This window comes from Nocardia sp. 852002-20019_SCH5090214 (assembly GCF_001665865.1).
Lineage (GTDB): Bacteria > Actinomycetota > Actinomycetes > Mycobacteriales > Mycobacteriaceae > Nocardia > Nocardia nova.
Genome location: NZ_LZMK01000102.1, coordinates 49,383 through 63,879, shown reverse-complemented (window position 1 = coordinate 63,879; position 14,497 = coordinate 49,383). Strand labels below are relative to the sequence as shown.

At 70.2% G+C, this 14,497-nt stretch carries 11 protein-coding genes; all 11 read right to left on the bottom strand.

Annotated features, from left to right (window positions below):
* Positions 1–102: 102 nt before the first annotated feature.
* The 11 genes from A5780_RS08395 to A5780_RS08340 all read right to left on the bottom strand — a co-directional run bounded on the left by A5780_RS08395 (position 103) and on the right by A5780_RS08340 (position 14,475).
* Positions 103–825: a YggS family pyridoxal phosphate-dependent enzyme gene (locus A5780_RS08395; protein WP_064908180.1), complete on the bottom strand. Its 723-nt coding sequence runs from the start codon at positions 823–825 to the stop codon at positions 103–105.
* Between the two features lie 44 nt (positions 826–869).
* Positions 870–1,595 (bottom strand): peptidoglycan editing factor PgeF, encoded by a 726-nt coding sequence (pgeF, locus tag A5780_RS08390; protein ID WP_064908181.1) that lies wholly within the window; start codon positions 1,593–1,595, stop codon positions 870–872.
* A gap of 388 nt (positions 1,596–1,983) precedes the next feature.
* Positions 1,984–3,204 carry a cell division protein FtsZ gene (gene ftsZ, locus A5780_RS08385; RefSeq protein ID WP_063017882.1) on the bottom strand — a complete coding sequence of 407 codons (1,221 nt, stop codon included), beginning with the start codon at positions 3,202–3,204 and terminating at the stop codon, positions 1,984–1,986.
* Between the two features lie 424 nt (positions 3,205–3,628).
* A complete protein-coding gene (locus A5780_RS08375) occupies positions 3,629–4,405 on the bottom strand; it encodes a cell division protein FtsQ/DivIB (protein WP_082976344.1) in 777 nt (258 codons plus the stop codon).
* Between the two features lie 46 nt (positions 4,406–4,451).
* Positions 4,452–5,897: a UDP-N-acetylmuramate--L-alanine ligase gene (gene murC, locus A5780_RS08370; protein WP_064908179.1), complete on the bottom strand. Its 1,446-nt coding sequence runs from the start codon at positions 5,895–5,897 to the stop codon at positions 4,452–4,454.
* A 98-nt stretch (positions 5,898–5,995) separates the two neighbouring features.
* Entirely contained in the window at positions 5,996–7,171 is a 1,176-nt protein-coding gene (gene murG, locus A5780_RS08365) for an undecaprenyldiphospho-muramoylpentapeptide beta-N-acetylglucosaminyltransferase (protein WP_063017878.1), read from the bottom strand.
* The gene (ftsW, locus tag A5780_RS08360; RefSeq protein WP_064908159.1) at positions 7,168–8,691 is read right to left on the bottom strand and encodes a putative lipid II flippase FtsW; all 1,524 of its coding nucleotides are present in this window, start codon (positions 8,689–8,691) and stop codon (positions 7,168–7,170) included. Before ftsW ends, murG begins: the two co-directional genes overlap by 4 nt.
* Positions 8,688–10,151 carry a UDP-N-acetylmuramoyl-L-alanine--D-glutamate ligase gene (gene murD, locus A5780_RS08355; protein ID WP_063017874.1) on the bottom strand — a complete coding sequence of 488 codons (1,464 nt, stop codon included), beginning with the start codon at positions 10,149–10,151 and terminating at the stop codon, positions 8,688–8,690. Before murD ends, ftsW begins: the two co-directional genes overlap by 4 nt.
* Before the next feature lie 48 nt (positions 10,152–10,199).
* The gene (gene mraY / locus A5780_RS08350; RefSeq protein ID WP_030514716.1) at positions 10,200–11,276 is read right to left on the bottom strand and encodes a phospho-N-acetylmuramoyl-pentapeptide-transferase; all 1,077 of its coding nucleotides are present in this window, start codon (positions 11,274–11,276) and stop codon (positions 10,200–10,202) included.
* On the bottom strand, positions 11,273–12,793 hold the full coding sequence (gene murF / locus A5780_RS08345) for a UDP-N-acetylmuramoyl-tripeptide--D-alanyl-D-alanine ligase (RefSeq protein ID WP_064908158.1): 1,521 nt from the start codon (positions 12,791–12,793) through the stop codon (positions 11,273–11,275). The genes mraY and murF overlap by 4 nt, the downstream gene beginning before the upstream one ends.
* Positions 12,790–14,475, bottom strand: coding sequence for a UDP-N-acetylmuramoyl-L-alanyl-D-glutamate--2,6-diaminopimelate ligase (locus tag A5780_RS08340; RefSeq protein ID WP_064908157.1), 1,686 nt, complete (start codon positions 14,473–14,475; stop codon positions 12,790–12,792). The genes murF and A5780_RS08340 overlap by 4 nt, the downstream gene beginning before the upstream one ends.
* Positions 14,476–14,497 lie beyond the last annotated feature (22 nt).

Below are 14,497 nucleotides of genomic sequence, written 5' to 3'. Positions count from 1 at the left end.
TCGACCTTCCTACGGCCCCGACTGACCTGGGGTGTTGAAGTCCTGCTCAGACCTCGTCAGCCCCAAGCATATGTTTCGAATGTGACTGATGAGGTTTCTTTGCTACTGCGAGGTTATCGGTCGCGCGCCCATCAGAGCAGTACCGACACGCACGCAGGTAGACCCGTGTCGAATGGCGGCCTCGAGGTCGCCCGACATGCCCGCCGACAACTCGGTCGCGCCCGGATGCGCGGCCAGCAGCGTGCGATGCAGACCGGCCAGTTCGGCGAAGGCCGGATCCGGGTCCGCGCCCAGCGGCGGAATCGCCATCAGGCCCGCGAGCTGCAGATTCTCGGATTCCGCGACCTGATCGGCGAGCGCCGGGAGATCATCCGGGACTACGCCGCCGCGCGCCGGATCGCGATCCAGGCTCACCTGCAGTAGCACACGCAGCGGATCCGCGCGCGCCCCGTCCGCACGCGCGGCCGCCGTGGCGGTGTCAAGGGCCCTCACCAGACGCTCCGAATCCACCGAGTGCACCGTATCGGCCCAGCGCACAACCGATTTCGCCTTGTTGCGCTGCAATCGGCCGATCATATGCCAGCGCATCTGCGCCAGATGGCCTAATGAGGCCACCTTGGCGGAGGCCTCCTGCTCCCGCGATTCGCCGAATTCCCGCCGGCCGAGCCGATACAGGATCTCCACGTCGGAGGCCGGGAAGTATTTGGTCACCGGCAGCAACCGGACGGTGGCCCGATCGCGCCCGGCGGCGCGGCACGCGGCATCGATGCGATCTTCCAGGCGTGCGAGAGCGGCGGCGAGCTCGGCCTCCCGAGACTGCTGCATCCCCGGCCCGGATTCTGTTGTGCCGACCTCGGATTCGGCGTGATTCACCGCTCCCCCTCCATCCAGATCACCCCGGCGATGCGGCCGGTGGGCGCGCCGCGGCGGTGGCTGAACAGGGTTTCGTCGGTGATGGTGGAGCGCGGATCGACGGCGACCGCGCCGACCCCGGCCGCTTCCAGCTGACGGCGGATGCCGGCTCGCAGGTCCAGCCCGGGCGTACCGCGCCGGGTCGTGGTGGCGCTGCCGGGCAGATGGGCCTCCACATCCTCGCGCATGGCGGCGGGCACCTCGTAGTCCTCGCCGCCGGCGGCCGGTCCCAGGAAGGCGCCGATGCGGTGCGGCTGGGCGCCGACCGACATCATCGCCTCGAGGACCTTCGGCACGATGCCGATGCGAGCGCCGACGCGTCCGGCGTGCACGGCCGCGATCACACCGGCCTCGTCGTCGGACAGCAGCAAGGGGACACAGTCGGCGGTGAGGACCACCAGCGCGAGATTCGGCACGGTGGTGACGAGCGCGTCGGTTACCGGAACCGGTTCGGCGCGCGGGCCGTCGACGATCTCGACGTTGCGGCTGTGCACCTGCTCCATCCAGACCAGGCGGCCGGGCGGCAGACCGATGCCCTCCGCGAGTCGAATCCTGTTGCGGCGCACGGCTTCCGGATCGTCGCCGACGTGGTCGCCCAGGTTGAACGAGTCGTAGGGCGCCACCGAGAACCCACCGGCCCGCGTGGTCGTCACCCGTCGCGTCCGAACCGAAGCCTGTGTCATATCTCCGAGATTAATAGGCCGCGCCGGTTCGGAGTCGAGCCCGCCGCCGAGTGATCCGGAACGGATGTGGCGAGGCGGCGGAACGGGGCACAGCGCGAGCATGACCGCCGAAGTACCCACGGCGTGCGAATTCATGCACACGACAGTGCCGCCACACGAGATCGCCGCGTTCACCACCGCCGGGTGCGACGGCTCCCCTCGCGGTGTCCGGTATCACACGTCGTCGCCCCGGGACATCGACGGCGACACCCGACGACCCACACCAGACCCCGCCCGGTGCCGGACCACCGGAATTTCCGTGGCACACAGGGTTTCGATCGGCCTCCACGGGCCGCAAACGCCGCTGCCCCCTCCGAAACGTCGGAGGGGGCAGCGAGATCGGCGTCTGCTACCGGCGCATGAAATCGGGGACGTCGACGTCGTCGGTGTCCTCGTCCGGCATCTGAATGTGTGAGCGGCTGTTGTGCGCGATGGTCGGTTCGGCGACCGGGCGCGGTTCGTAGGACGGGGCCGGGCCACGCGCAGGCGTCGGGTCGGCCGTGCGCTCGGGCTCCGGCTGGCGGGTGCTGCCGAACTCGCGGCGGGTCGTGGACTGGCCGATGTCTCCGGCTCGGCCCGCGCCGATATTCGTTCTGCCCGCCGGTTCGATGCGCCGGGCCGGGGTGCCCCCGTCGAAGCCGGCGGCGATCACCGTGACCCGGACCTCGTCGCCGAGCGAATCGTCGATCACCGTGCCGAAGATGATGTTGGCCTCGATATGCGCGGCCTCCTGCACCAGCGAGGCGGCCTCGTTGATCTCGAACAGACCGAGGTCCGATCCACCCGCGATCGACAGCAGCACGCCGTGCGCACCGTCCATCGACGCCTCCAGCAGCGGCGAATTGATCGCCGCCTCCGCGGCTTTCACGGATCGTCCCTCGCCGCGCGAGGAGCCGATGCCCATCAGGGCCGAACCGGCGCCGGACATGACGCTCTTGACGTCGGCGAAGTCGACGTTGATCAGACCCGGGGTGGTGATCAGATCGGTGATGCCCTGAACACCGTTGAGCAGCACCTCGTCGGCGGAGCGGAAGGCGTCCATCAGGCTCACCGCCGCGTCGCCGAGCTGCAGCAGCCGGTCGTTCGGGATCACGATGAGGGTGTCGCAGGATTCGCGCAGCGCCTGGATACCGGCCTCGGCCTGGTTGCTGCGCCGCTTGCCCTCGAAGGAGAACGGCCGCGTCACCACACCTATGGTCAGGGCGCCCAGCTTGCGGGCGATCGAGGCCACCACGGGCGCGCCACCGGTACCGGTGCCGCCGCCCTCGCCGGCCGTCACGAAGACCATGTCGGCGCCCTTGAGTACCTCTTCGATCTCGTCCTTGTGGTCCTCGGCGGCCTTGCGGCCCACCTCGGGATCCGCGCCGGCGCCGAGACCGCGGGTGAGTTCGCGGCCGACGTCGAGTTTGACGTCCGCATCACTCATCAGCAGTGCCTGCGCGTCGGTGTTGACGGCGATGAACTCGACTCCCTTGAGTCCCTGTTCGATCATCCGGTTGACGGCGTTCACGCCGCCGCCGCCGATACCGACGACCTTGATCACTGCAAGGTAGTTGTGCGGGGGCGTCATGGGCTCTCGCCTTCCTTCGATCCAAAGCCTGTCGTTTTCGGATTCTCGGCAGAGCGCCGATTCGAGGTCCCCGGTCCGCCCGGGTTTTCACTCGGACAAACCCTAAACCTGAACCATAGGGTTGGCGTTATGTCAAGTATCCGACTGGTGCGGAACGCTATTCGCACCCGTCGCGATCCGTGCGCAGGCGCGCCGACACGAGGGTCAGAATCTTGTGTGATCCGTCTCGTCCGAGCCCGTCGGGCATGGTACCGCGAACGGCCGCCGCAGACACCGAGATCGGGTCTCGATATCCGCACGACCGCGGATTCACCGGCCCCGCACGCGACTGCGGCACCCGGACGGGCCCAGGTGCCACGGCCATCACGCACGGCCATCGACTCCCGGCCGCCGGTCGAAAACCGCAACGGCACAACGAGTGTCACTATCTTACCGTTACCAGATCGGGACTCGAAACGTCGAATACCGTTCCCGGGCGCGTCAGCACCGGAAGCACCACCGCGGCTTTGCGTTCGGAGTCGTCCGTACCGCCCCAGACCACCGTGCGGTCGTCGCGCAGCTTCAGTTCGATATCCGAAACCGACCGCGCCACAACCTCTCCCACCTGCGCACGAAGCGCCGGCGGGGCGGCATCGAGAACCGCGACCGCGGCCCGGGTCACCGGATCGGCGCTGCCGGGGTGGTCGGTGACCAGCTTCGCGACGCCCGGCGGCGGCGGTTCGATCGCGAATTCGACGCTGTCGGCGTCGAGCAGATGCGGTCCCTGCGGACTGTCGAAGAACACCACCGCGGTGCGCTCGTCCACCGTGACCCGCACCGTGGACGGAAACACCCGCTGGACCCGCGCCGCCCGCACCTTCGGCAGCGACGCGACCCGGCGCGCGATCGCGTCGGTGTCGATGCGCAGCATGGAGCGGCCGCCGGGGATCTGCAGCACCGCGCGCACATCCTGTTCGGGCACCGCGGACGCCCCCTCGACCTGCACGGTGCGCACCGAGAGCGCGGGAGTGAAGTAGGCGACCACGAGCAGCACGATCACCACGACCACGATCGGCGCGCCCCACAGCAGGATTCGCCGCCACCGGCCGTCGAAGGGCAGCCGCGCGCGGGTCCCGGCGCGGCGGAGACGGTTGTCGCCGCCCGCCGCGAACTCGTCCTCGGCGTCCGGATCGGACTCGTCGATCGTCGCGCGGCGTGTCATGTCCACCTCCCTCTCCGGCCGGCACCGCCGGGCGGGGGCGCCGTGTTCACCGTCCCGTCGACGGGCGTACCCGCAGTCCGTCCAGAATCTGCCCGCCGAGCATCGTCACGTCGCCGGCTCCCATGGTGATCACCACGTCCCCCGCACGCGCCAGGCTCGCGGCCTGCCGGCCCACCCGCGACATATCCGGTTGGTAGTGCACGGGTTTGGTGACCGCCTGGGCCACCAGTGCGCCGTTGACCCCGGGCAGCGGCTTCTCGCGGGCGCCGTAGACGTCGAGGACCACGACCTCGTCGGCCAGCGACAGCGCCGCGCCGAACTCCTCGGCGAAGGTGGCTGTGCGGCTGTACAAATGCGGCTGGAACACCACGATCACCCGCCCCTGCCGGGAGCGGGCGCCGTCGGCCGCCTCCTGGCGGACCAGTTCGGCCGCCGCGCCGAGCACGGCGCGTACCTCGGTCGGGTGGTGGGCGTAGTCGTCGAAGACCCGCACCCCGTTCTCCCGGCCGACGAACTGGAAGCGCCGGTGTACGCCGCCGAATCCCTCCAGGCCCTGCAGGATTTCGTCCACGTCGGCCCCGGCGTCGCGGGCGGCGAGCAGCGCGGCGAGGGCATTGAGGGCCATATGGCGGCCGGGCACCGACAGGCGCAGCGTGCGCGGCGCGGGTTCGTCACCCAAGTGCACCGTGGCCACACCGCCCACGTCGCGCGGCACCCAGGCCACCAGCCGGGCCTGCATCGGCACCGGCACGTCGACCGTTTCCGCGGAGCCGTAGCCGGCCACCCGGATATCGAGTTCTCCGGCCGCCACGCGCTCGGCGACCCGGCGGGCCAGTGCCAGCGAGCCGGGGTCGTCCAGGCAGACCACGAGCAGTCCACCGGGGACCAGTCGGGCCACGAAGTCGTCGAACACCTGGACGTAGGCCTCGTCGGAGCCGAAGAAATCCAGATGATCGGATTCGATGTTGGTGACCACGGCGACGTCCGGATCGTATTGCAGCAGTGAGCCGTCCGACTCGTCGGCCTCGGCCACGAAATAACCGCCGGTGCCGTGATGGGCGTTGGTGCCCGCCTCGTTCAGCTCACCGCCGACGGCGAACGACGGATCGAAGCCGCAGTGCTGCAACGCCACCACCAGCATGGAGGTGGTGGAGGTCTTGCCGTGGGTACCCGACACCAGCAGGGTGTGGTGGCCGCGCATCAGTTCCGCGAGGACCGTGGGACGCATGAGCACCGGCACACCGCGCCGATTCGCCTCGACAAGTTCGGGATTCGTCTTCGGGATGGCGGCATAGGTGGTGACCACCGCACTCGGGCCGCCCTCCAGCAGATCCAGCGCACTCGCGTCGTGGCCGATGCGGACCTGGGCACCGCGTGCCCGCAACGCCAGCACGCCGCGGCTCTCCTTGGCGTCCGAGCCCGACACCTCGCCGCCGCGGGCGAGCAGAATCCGCGCGATCCCCGACATGCCGGCACCGCCGATGCCGACCATGTGGACCCGCCGCAACAGTTCCGGCAGTTCGGCGGGAGCCTGCCCGGTGTGGTTCACCGGGTCCGCGGCTCCCACTGCGGCCGTCTCGTTTCCTCCGGTCACCGTCCGGTCACCTCCAGCACGATTCGCGCCACCGTATCCGCGGCGTCGCGATGTCCGGCACCGGCGGCGGCGACCGACATGTTCGTCAGCGCGGCCGGGTCGGTGAGCAGCGCGATCACCTCGTCCATCACATACTTCGGCGTCATCTCCGCATCGGCGACGATTCTGCCACCGCCCTGCGCGACGATCGGGCGGGCGTTGAACTCCTGCTCGCCGTTGCCGTGCGGCAGCGGCACGTAGAACGCCGGCAGGCCGACCGCCGACACCTCGGCCACGGTCATCGCGCCCGAGCGGCACACCGCGGCGTCGGCGGCGGCATAGGCCAGATCCATCCGCGACAGATACGGCACGGCAACGTATTTCGCGCCGTCGCGACCGGATTCGGTATCGATGCCCTCCAGATCGAGGGTGTTCTTGGGACCGTGCGCGTGCAGCACCGAGATACCGGCCGCCAGCAGTTGCGCGGCCGCGCCGGACACCGCCTCGTTCAACCGGCGCGCGCCCTGGGAGCCACCGAAGACCAGCAGCACCGGCCCCTGCTGGGGCAGGCCGAAGTGGTCGCGGGCCTGGTTGCGCAATCCGGCCCGGTCGAGGGTGGCGATCGAGTCGCGCACCGGAATTCCGACCACCTCGGCGTCGGCGCGCCCACGTGCGTGCACACCCGAATTCGGCACGGCGGCGAGGACACGCGCCGCGCGGCGGGCGCCGAGCTTGTTCGCGATCCCGGCCTTCACATTGGCCTCGTGCACCACCAGCGGCACCCGGCGCGAGCGCCGCAGCACTCCCCCACCGGCCGCGAGGTAGGCGGGCACCGAGACGTAGCCGCCGAATCCGATGATCACATCGGCCTCGACCGCGTCGATCACCGCGCGGGTGCGGGCGACCGCGGCGCGGACCCGGCCGGGCAGGCGCAGCAGATCGGCGGTGGGTTTACGCGGCAGCGGGACCGGCGGAATCAGCTCCAGCGGATAGCCGCGTTCGGGGATCAGCGTCGTCTCCAGCCCGCGCTGGGTGCCCAGTGCGGTGATCCGGATCGAGGGATCCAGCCGGCGCAGTGCGTCCGCGACCGCCATCGCGGGTTCGATATGCCCGGCCGTGCCCCCACCGGCGACGATCACCGAGAGCGTCCGTTGCCCGGAACCCGTCGTGCCGCCGCTCTCGCCGGTTGTCACCTCGAATTACCTCGTTCTCTCGCATGTGTCATCGGATAGCTGGGCTCCCAGGCCCGGGTCGTGCGCCACGACGACGCTCCACGCGCCTCCCGCCGTCCGGCGTCGGCGCTGCGTCGTCGTGCCGAATCCGAATCTATCGACCGCCGGGGTATCGCCGCACCCCCACCCCGCGCCGGAGCGGCCCCGCGGGACGTGCCCGCGCCGCGCGACCGACCGGATTTGTCCGACCGCTTGCGCGCCGGCGGCAGTTCCCGCCGGCGCGGGCCGGAGACCGCGCGGGCCCGGCCGGCGCGAGCGGGTGCGTAGGTTTCCGGGATCGGCAGCCGCAGCAACCGGCTGAACCGCCCGTCCTGCCCGGCCTTCAACGCGGCGATCGCCTCGGGTTCGTGCCGGGCCGCGCTCGCGATCAGGCCGAACATCATCAAGGTGATCGCCAGCGACGAACCACCGGCCGACACCAGCGGCAACTGCAGGCCCGTCACCGGCAGCAGACCCACCACGTAGCCGATGTTGATCAGCGCCTGCCCGGTGATCCAGGTGGTCGCGGCCGCGGTCAGCAATCGCAGGAACGGATCGGCCGACCGGCTGGCGATGCGCAGGCCGACGAAGACGAACAGCGCGAAAAGGCCCAGCACCAAGGCACATCCGAGAAATCCGAGTTCCTCGCCGATGATGGCGAAGATGAAGTCGTTGTGCGCGTTGGGCAGATAACTCCACTTGGCCCGGCTCTGGCCGAGCCCGCGCCCCCAGATCCCGCCGTCGGCGAGGGAGAACAGCGCCTGGCGCGCCTGATAGCCGATGCCCTGCGGATCGTCGCCGGGATTGAAGAACGCGCGCATGCGATCGGAGCGATAGCCGGCCGACAGCGCCAGAATTCCCGCCGCGACCGCACCCGAGACCGCGATGGTCACGAACAGCCGCACCGGCAACCCGCCGAACCACAGCAGCGCGACCAGCACCAGGCCGACCGCGATGGTCGTCGACAGGTTCGGTTCCAGCACGATCAGCAGACAGACCAGCAGACCGGCCGGCACCAGCGGCACCAGAATGTCCTTGTAGCCGGTTTGGTCGCTGCGGCGGGTCGCCAGCAGGTGCGCACCCCACAGGATCAGGGTGACCTTCACGATCTCCGACGGCTGCACCGAGACGAATCCGAGGTCGAACCAGCGCCGCGATCCCTGTACCTGCGAACCGATGCCGGGAATCAGCACCAGCACCAGCAACAGCACCGACGCCGCGAACAGCGGGAACGACAGCTGCCGCAGCACGCGCATCGGGATCCGCAGCGCCACGTAGAACAGCGCCGCGCCGAGTGCCGCGAAGAACGCCTGCTGCATGAACAGCGAATACGCCGAACCGCCGTCGGCGTAGGCCTCCACGCTGGACGCCGACAGCACCATCACCAGCCCGAGCACGGTGAGCAGGGTGGCGATGGTTACGACCAGGTGGAAATCGGCCAGCGGGCGCGCCAGCCAGGCACCGAACCAGGTGCCCACGGGCTTGCGCGCCGGTTTCGTCACTGCTGGCTCCCGATATCTCTCTCGTCCAGGGCCTGCACCGCCGCCACGAAACTGCGGCCGCGGTGGGTGTAGTCGGCGAACATGTCCAGGGAGGCCGCGGCCGGGGCGAGCAGAACGGTGTCACCGCGCCCCGCGTATCCGGCGGCGATGCGTACCGCGCGGGCCATCACCGCGTCGGCGCCGTCGATCTCGGCGACCAGAGAGGCCGTGGAGGGTTCCCCGCTCATCTGTGCATCGTCACCCGAACCGAGCTCGACCACCGGGACATCCGGCGCGTGTCGCGCCATTGCCGCCGCGATGACCGGCGCATCCTGACCGAAAACCACCGCGGCGACGAGACGCTCGGCGACCTCCTCGATCAGATCGTCGATATGGGCGCCCTTGAGCTGACCACCGGCGATCCACACCACCTGCGGATGCGCCAGGATCGACGACCGCGCGGCGTGCGGATTGGTCGCCTTCGAATCGTCGACGAATCCGACTCCGGCCAGTTCCCGCACGAAGGCGGCGCGATGCGGGCCCACCTTGTGCTCGGCCAAGCCCTCCTTGACGAACTGCGGGGCCACGTCGATAGCGCGAGTCAGCGCGGCCGCGGCCAGCGCGTCGGCGACACCGGCGGGTCCGGGCGGGCTGATGTCGCCGACCTCGGCCAGGATCGCGGCCTTGGTGAAGGCGCGGTCCAGCAATTTACCGTCGACCACGCCGAGTTCGCCGTCGGCCGGCACCCCGATCCGGAATCCGACGGTGCGGCGCGCCTTGGACTTTCGCGCCAGCGCGGCGGCGACGGGGTCGTCGAGGCCGACCACGCCGACCCGTCCGGTCAGGGCACGCGCCTTGGCCGCGGCGTAGGCGTCGAGGCCGCCGTGCCAATCCAGATGATCCTCGGCCACATTCAGCACCACACCTGCCTCCGGGCGCACCGACGGCGCCCAGTGCAGCTGGAACGACGACAGCTCGACCGCGAGGATCTGCGGTCCCGGGGTGCGGCGCAGCGCGTCCAGGATCGGCAGCCCGATATTGCCGCAGGCGACGCTGGGCAATCCGGCCGCGCGCAGGATGGCGTGGGTCATCTGGGTGGTGGTGGTCTTACCGTTGGTTCCGGTGATCACCAGCCATTTGCGCACCGGACCGTAGAGCCGGGCCTGATCCACCCACCAGGCGAATTCCACATCGCCCCAGACCGGAACGCCCTCGGTGACCGCGGAGACCAGCACCGGCGAACCCGGCCGCCAGCCCGGGCTGGTGATGACCAGCGCGAACCGTTCCAGCGCACCGGGTTCGACGAGTTCGGCCGCGGTGGCGGTGTCGAGGCCGAGTTCGGCGGCCTCGGCCATCGCCTTCTCCCCGGCGTCGGTGACGACGGGGCGGGCGCCGATATCGCGCAGCGGCTCGATCAGCGAGCGGCCCGACACCCCCCATCCCGCGACGAGAACGTCACGGCCACGCAGAAATTCGAGCATGGGACCCGGTGATCGCAGGGCCCGCGGAGTATGTTCGACCATCGCTGCTTACCCGACCTGAGAGAGGTATTCGCTGTAGAACAAGCCCAGACCCACCGCCGCCGCGATTCCGGCGAGCAGCCAGAACCGAATGATGACCGTCGTCTCCGCCCATTTGCTCAACTCGAAATGGTGATGGAACGGCGCCATCTTGAACAGCCGGTTGCGGGTGGTCCGGAACACCGCCACCTGCAGCACCACCGACACGGTCTCGGCGACGAACAGCGCGCCGATCACGACCATGAGCAGTTCGGTGCGGGTGGTGATCGACAATCCGGCCAGCAGGCCACCGAGGGCCAGCGAACCGGTATCGCCCATGAAGATCTTGGCGGGAGCCGCATTCCACCACAGGAATCCGACGCACGCGGCCGCGCCCGCGGCACACACCAGCGCCAGGTCCAGCGGATCGCGCACGTTGTAGCAGCCGGCCTCGGCCTTGAACTCGCAGGCGTGGTAGTACTGCCAGAACGTGATGATCACGTAGGCGCCCAGCACCAGGCTCATCGAACCCGCGGCCAGGCCGTCCAGGCCGTCGGTCAGATTCACCGCGTTCGACCACGCGACCACGACCAGGCAGACGAACGCCAGGAAGATGATCACGCTCATCGAGACGGTGTTGATCTCGCGCACGTACGACAGATGCCGGCTGGCCGGGGTGCGCCCGCCCGCGCCGCGGAACTGCAGCGCGAGCACTCCGAAGATCACCGCGGCGCCGAGCTGGCCGATGTACTTACCGGCGGCGGTCAGGCCGAGGTTGCGCTGTTTGCGCAGTTTGATGAAGTCGTCGATGAAGCCGACCACGCCGAGCGCGGTGGCCAGACCGAGTACCAGCAGACCCGAGACCGAGGGCCCGTCGGCGTGATAGCCGATCCCGATCAGATGCGAGCCCAGATATCCGGCCCACATGCCGATCAGGATCGCGACGCCGCCCATGGTCGGGGTGCCGCGCTTGGCCTGATGACTCTCGGGGCCGTCGATGCGGATCTCCTGGCCGAATCCGCGCCGGGCGAACATGCGGATCAGCAGCGGCGTCAGCAGGATCGATACCGCCAGCGCGATCCCCGCCGCGAACAGAATCTGCCTCATCCAGCTGCCTCCGTGCCCTGCCCACCCGATGCGAGCACGTGCTGCGCCACCGCCCACAGACCGGCGGAGTTCGACGCTTTGACCAGTACCACGTCACCGGCCGCGATCTCGTTGTCCAGCAGGGCGATCGCGGATTCGATATCGGGTACGAGGATCGATTCCTCGCCCCACGAGCCTTCCATGACCGCGCCCTGGTGCAGCGCGCGGGCCGGGCGCCCGGTGCCGACCACGATCAGCCGGTCGACGTCCAGCCGCACCGCGAGCCGTCCGATGGTGTCGTGTTCGACGACCGATTCCTCGCCCAGTTCGGCCATTTCGCCCAGGACCGCCCAGCTGCGCCGGCCACGCGGCGCATCCGGCGTACCGCCGGCGCGCGACATCGACACCAGCGCCTTGAGCGCGGCGCGCATGGAATCCGGATTGGCGTTGTAGGAGTCGTCGACGACGGTGACCCCGTCGGCCCGGGTCCGCACATCCATCCGGTGCGCCGAATCGACCGTCGCACCGGCCAGGGCCCGGGCCACGGTGTCGAGATCCGCACCGCATTCCAGCGCCACGGCGGCCGCGGCCAGCGCGTTCGAGATCTGATGCTCGCCGTACACCGCCAGATGCACCTCGGCGTGAGACCCGTTGGCGTGCAGGGTGAATCGCGCCCGCGCCTCGGAGTCGAGCACGATGTCGGTGGCCCGAACGTCCGCGCCGGACGCCTGACCGAAGGTCACCACCCGGGCCCGGGTCCGCTCGGCCATGGCCGCCACCCGCGGGTCGTCGGCGTTGAGCACCGCGACGCCGGTGGGCGGAAGCGCTTCCACCAGTTCGCCTTTGGCCTGCGCGATGGCGTCCCGGCCGCCGAACTCACCGAGGTGCGCGGTGCCGACGTTGAGGACGACACCGATCCGCGGGGGTGCGATCTCGGTCAGCGCCTTGATATGGCCCGGACCGCGCGCGGACAGTTCCAGCACCAGGAAGCGGGAGTCGGCTCCCGCGCGCAGCGCCGTCCACGGATGGCCCAGTTCGTTGTTGAAGGATCCGGGCGGGGCGACCACCGCGCCCAACGGCGCCAGCACCCGCGCCAGCAGGTCCTTGGTGGAGGTCTTTCCGGCCGAACCGGTCACCCCGACCACGTTCAGGCCGGCGACGGCCAGCCGGTCCACACTCGCCCGCGCCAATTTCGCCAGCGCCGCCAGCACCGCGGCGCCCGAGCCGTCGGTGTCGTGGGCCAGCACATAGGAACGATTCGCCGACGCGCCGGCCGCGGGGGCGAAGGGTTCGACCACGATCGCCGGCACGCCGACCGGCCGCGCCGCCAGCACCGCCACCGCACCCGAGGCCACGGCCTTGCCCGCGTAGTCGTGCCCGTCGACATGCTCCCCCGGCAGGGCCAGGAACAGGTCGCCGGAATTGATTCGGCGCGAATCGAATTCGACCGCACCGGTCACCGTCACCGCGGGATCGCCCACATCGTGCAGCGTGCCGCCGACGATCTCGGCGATCTCCCGCAGAGTCATTTCGATCATGAAACCGTCAGGTCTTTCGTTTTACGTTCCAGGGCCTGTCCCAGCACCTCACGGTCGTCGAACGGATACTTCACACCCGCAATCTCCTGCCCGGTCTCGTGTCCCTTACCTGCCACCAGCACCACATCCCCCCGCCGTGCCCAATCCACGGCGGCGGCGATGGCGGCGGCCCGATCGCCGATCTCGCGCACCTCACCGCGTTCGGCCTCGGCGATGCCCAGCGCGCCCGCGCGGATCGCGGCGCGGATCTCGGCCGGATCCTCGGTGCGCGGATTGTCGTCGGTGATGACCAGCAGATCCGCGCCACGCGCCGCGGTGGCGCCCATCAGCGGCCGCTTACCGGCGTCGCGATCGCCACCGGCGCCCACGACCACGGCCAGGCGGCCGCCGGAGTCGCGCAGATGCCGGCGCAGCGTCGCGATCACCGATTCCACCGCGGCCGGCTTGTGCGCGTAGTCGACGAGGGCCAGGAAATCCTGTCCCGCGTTCACCCGCTGCATCCGGCCGGGCACATCCACCTCGCCCAGCGCCGCGGCCGCCACCGCCGCGTCGACACCCGCCGCGGCGCACACCGCGATCGCGAGCAGGCCGTTGGCGATGTTGTAGCGCCCGGGCAGCCGCAGCCGCGCCGAAATCTCACCCGCGGGACCGATCGCGGTGAACTGTTGCCCGCCGTCGGCCAGCGCGGCGGCGCCGGTCACCGTCCATTCCGGTTCGGTCTCCCCGGTCGGGCAGTCCGCGGTCGCCACGGTGACGACCCGGGCTCGCCCGCCCGCCTCCCGCGCCAGCCGCCGGCCCCAGGCGTCGTCCACGCAGATCACACAGGTGTCGGCCGCGACCTGTCGCTGCGGCGCGCCCGGATCCGGGACGAACAGCCGGCGCTTGGCGGCGAAGTAGTCCTCGAAATCGGCGTGGAAGTCCAGGTGATCCTGCGACAGATTCGTGAACGCGCCGACGGAGAAGTGCACACCGTCCACGCGGCCCAGCGCCAGCGCGTGGCTGGACACCTCCATCACCACGGCCCGCACGCCCTGTTCCACCATCAGCGCGAACATCGCGTGCAGCTGCGGCGCCTCCGGTGTGGTCAGCGCGCTGGGCACCCGGCGGTACTCGACGACGGCGCTCGCACCTGCCGCGGTCTCCTCCGGATTCGGATCGACGCGCCGCGCGATCCGCGTCTCGATCGTGCCGATCAGCGCGGTGGACAGCCCGGCCGCGGTGAGGCCCGCCTCCACCAGATACGAGGTGGTGGTCTTGCCCGAGGTGCCGGTGATGCCGATGACCTGTAGTCGCCGCGAGGGGTGACCGTACACAGCCGCCGACAGTTCGCCCAGTACCGCGCGCGGATCGTCGTGCACGAGCACCGGCACATCCAGTTCGCCGATCAGCTCCGCCCCCGCGGCGTCGGTGAACACCGCGACCGCGCCGCGCTCCACGGCGTCGGCGGCGAAGCGGGCGCCGTGGGCCTTGGCGCCGGCCAGACCTGCGAACAGGTCACCGGGCTGCACGGCGTTCGAGCGCTGTTCGATGCCGGTGATCTCGATCCCGGCCGGGTCGCCGGAGTTCAGCCGCGCACCGGTCAGTTCGGCAACGGCCTGCACCGGCGTCGACAACGCAACGGCGGGGCGAAGCACCTGCGGGCTGGGCTGCACGGGCACCAGGCTCCTTTCGTGGGCGCACATCTGTGCATCGGGTCGAGATTCG

Bases quoted from the DNA above. Each gene is read 5' to 3' on its own strand.
- A5780_RS08340 (WP_064908157.1), bottom strand. From the start codon at position 14,475: ATGTGCGCCCACGAAAGGAGCCTGGTGCCCGTGCAGCCCAGCCCGCAG.
- mraY (WP_030514716.1), bottom strand. From the start codon at position 11,276: ATGAGGCAGATTCTGTTCGCGGCGGGGATCGCGCTGGCGGTATCGATC.
- murC (WP_064908179.1), bottom strand. From the start codon at position 5,897: ATGGTCGGCATCGGCGGTGCCGGCATGTCGGGGATCGCGCGGATTCTG.
- A5780_RS08395 (WP_064908180.1), bottom strand. From the start codon at position 825: ATGCAGCAGTCTCGGGAGGCCGAGCTCGCCGCCGCTCTCGCACGCCTG.
- A5780_RS08375 (WP_082976344.1), bottom strand. From the start codon at position 4,405: ATGACACGCCGCGCGACGATCGACGAGTCCGATCCGGACGCCGAGGAC.
- murD (WP_063017874.1), bottom strand. From the start codon at position 10,151: ATGCTCGAATTTCTGCGTGGCCGTGACGTTCTCGTCGCGGGATGGGGG.
- murF (WP_064908158.1), bottom strand. From the start codon at position 12,793: ATGATCGAAATGACTCTGCGGGAGATCGCCGAGATCGTCGGCGGCACG.
- ftsZ (WP_063017882.1), bottom strand. From the start codon at position 3,204: ATGACGCCCCCGCACAACTACCTTGCAGTGATCAAGGTCGTCGGTATC.
- pgeF (WP_064908181.1), bottom strand. From the start codon at position 1,595: ATGACACAGGCTTCGGTTCGGACGCGACGGGTGACGACCACGCGGGCC.